The 1570-nt window shown below is 45.9% G+C and carries 2 protein-coding genes and 1 pseudogene; 2 read left to right on the plus strand and 1 reads right to left on the minus strand.

The features are described 5' to 3' along the window. On the minus strand, positions 1–89 hold an 89-nt coding region (locus Q0236_RS11365), incomplete at its 3' end, for a hypothetical protein (protein ID WP_297918067.1). Between the two features lie 98 nt (positions 90–187). Here Q0236_RS11365 and Q0236_RS11370 point away from each other — a divergent pair. Together Q0236_RS11370 and Q0236_RS11375 are read left to right on the plus strand one after the other, a co-directional pair. Next, complete coding sequence (locus Q0236_RS11370; protein ID WP_297918064.1) at positions 188–694, plus strand: CreA family protein; 507 nt, start codon at positions 188–190, stop codon at positions 692–694. 64 nt (positions 695–758) lie between these two features. Beyond that, positions 759–1570, plus strand: a pseudogene (locus Q0236_RS11375) (hypothetical protein); the annotation flags it as partial.

Consider the following 1570-nt stretch of genomic DNA (forward strand, 5'->3'; position numbering starts at 1 on the left):
GCGAAGCCGATCGCCTTTACGCTGCGCTCGTTTAGCTCCTCGCCCACGATGCCGCGTATGTCGTACTCCCTAAAGATATTTTCGATCATTTAGTTCCTTTCAAATTTAACCGAGCCATTTTATAAAAACTTGCTTAAAATTTATATTATAAATGTTAAAATCTCGCCCAAAATTCCAAAGGTCGTTTATGAAAAAATTTTTACTTGTGCTGGCGCTGGCGGCGCTTGCTTGCGCCAAAGACTACGAGACGATAGATAGCGTAGATACCTCCTTTAGGCTCTTCGGCAAGGACGATCGCATCGAGATCATCGCCGTAAAAGACCCAAAAGTGCAGGGCGTTACCTGCTACGTCTCATACGCCAAAAAAGGCGGCGCCAAAGAGATCATCGGCGTAGAGGAGGATCGCTCCGAAGCTTCCGTCTCCTGCGTACAGACCGCGCCTAAAATTTTAATCAAAGAAAAGCTCAAAAAAGAGGATATTTTTGAAAAGCGCAGCTCGCTAATCTTTAAGAAAACCCACGTCGTACGGATGTTTGACGAGAAGCAAAGCGCGCTGATCTATCTTATCTACTCGGATAAAATCATCGACGGCTCGCCTAATAATTCGGTCTCTGCAATCCCGTGCCGCCAGGCCGTAGGCGAGGTGTGCGAGTTTGGCTACGACGAAAACGCAAGCGGCGCAAACGTAAAATGAAATTAAGCAAATTCTGCTAAAATCTCGCGTTTTTTAAACCCTCGTAAAAATTTAAAGGAAATTGATGAAAACATTTTTAAGTATGGAGTGCGCGTCGGTTATGCTACTGCTTCTTGCTCTAGCCTGTGCGATCGCCACCTTCGTTGAGACCGCTTACAGCACGGAGGTAGCTTGGGCGATGGTTTATGCCTCGCCTTGGTTTGGGGCACTGATGGTGCTTTTGGGAATAAATTTAGCCTACAATATCTACCGCTACCGCATGATAAAGCTTCGCACGCTACCTGCGCTGATCTTTCACGCAAGCTTTTTGTTTATGCTAGCGGGTGCGATTTTGACGAGGTATTTCGGCTTTGAGGGCAATATGCACATAAGAGAAAACGCCGAAAGCTCCATCGTAAGCACCAAAGAGGAGTTCGTCCAGCTCATAACTCTAGGCAAAGACGGCGAGTTTATAACCGCAGATAATAATAAAATTTTAAACGGCGCGGGACGGATGGATTTTGATCTAAACTTAGACGTCGAGGGCAAGAACGCGAATCTGAAATTTAAAGAGCTTGTAGAACACGGCGAGCTTAAATGGATCGAAGATCCGAGCGGCAAGGCGCCTGCGAGGGTCGAGTTTTTGTTTTCAAACGCCATAGGCAATCAAAACATAGCGCTGCAAGCGGGCGAAAGTATCGAGATCGGCGAGCTAAGCATAGCCTTTAATACGATGCCCAAGAGGAAGGATTTCATCTACATAACCCTAAAAGAGGGCAAATTTTATATCAACTCAAATTTCGACATCAACGCCACCAAAATGGCGGATATGAGCTCCGCCGCGCTAGTTAAAAACGAGGATAATTTGATCGATAATCTGGCGCTTTATACCTTCGA

The organism is uncultured Campylobacter sp. (genome assembly GCF_938031315.1).
Taxonomy (GTDB): Bacteria; Campylobacterota; Campylobacteria; order Campylobacterales; family Campylobacteraceae; genus Campylobacter_B.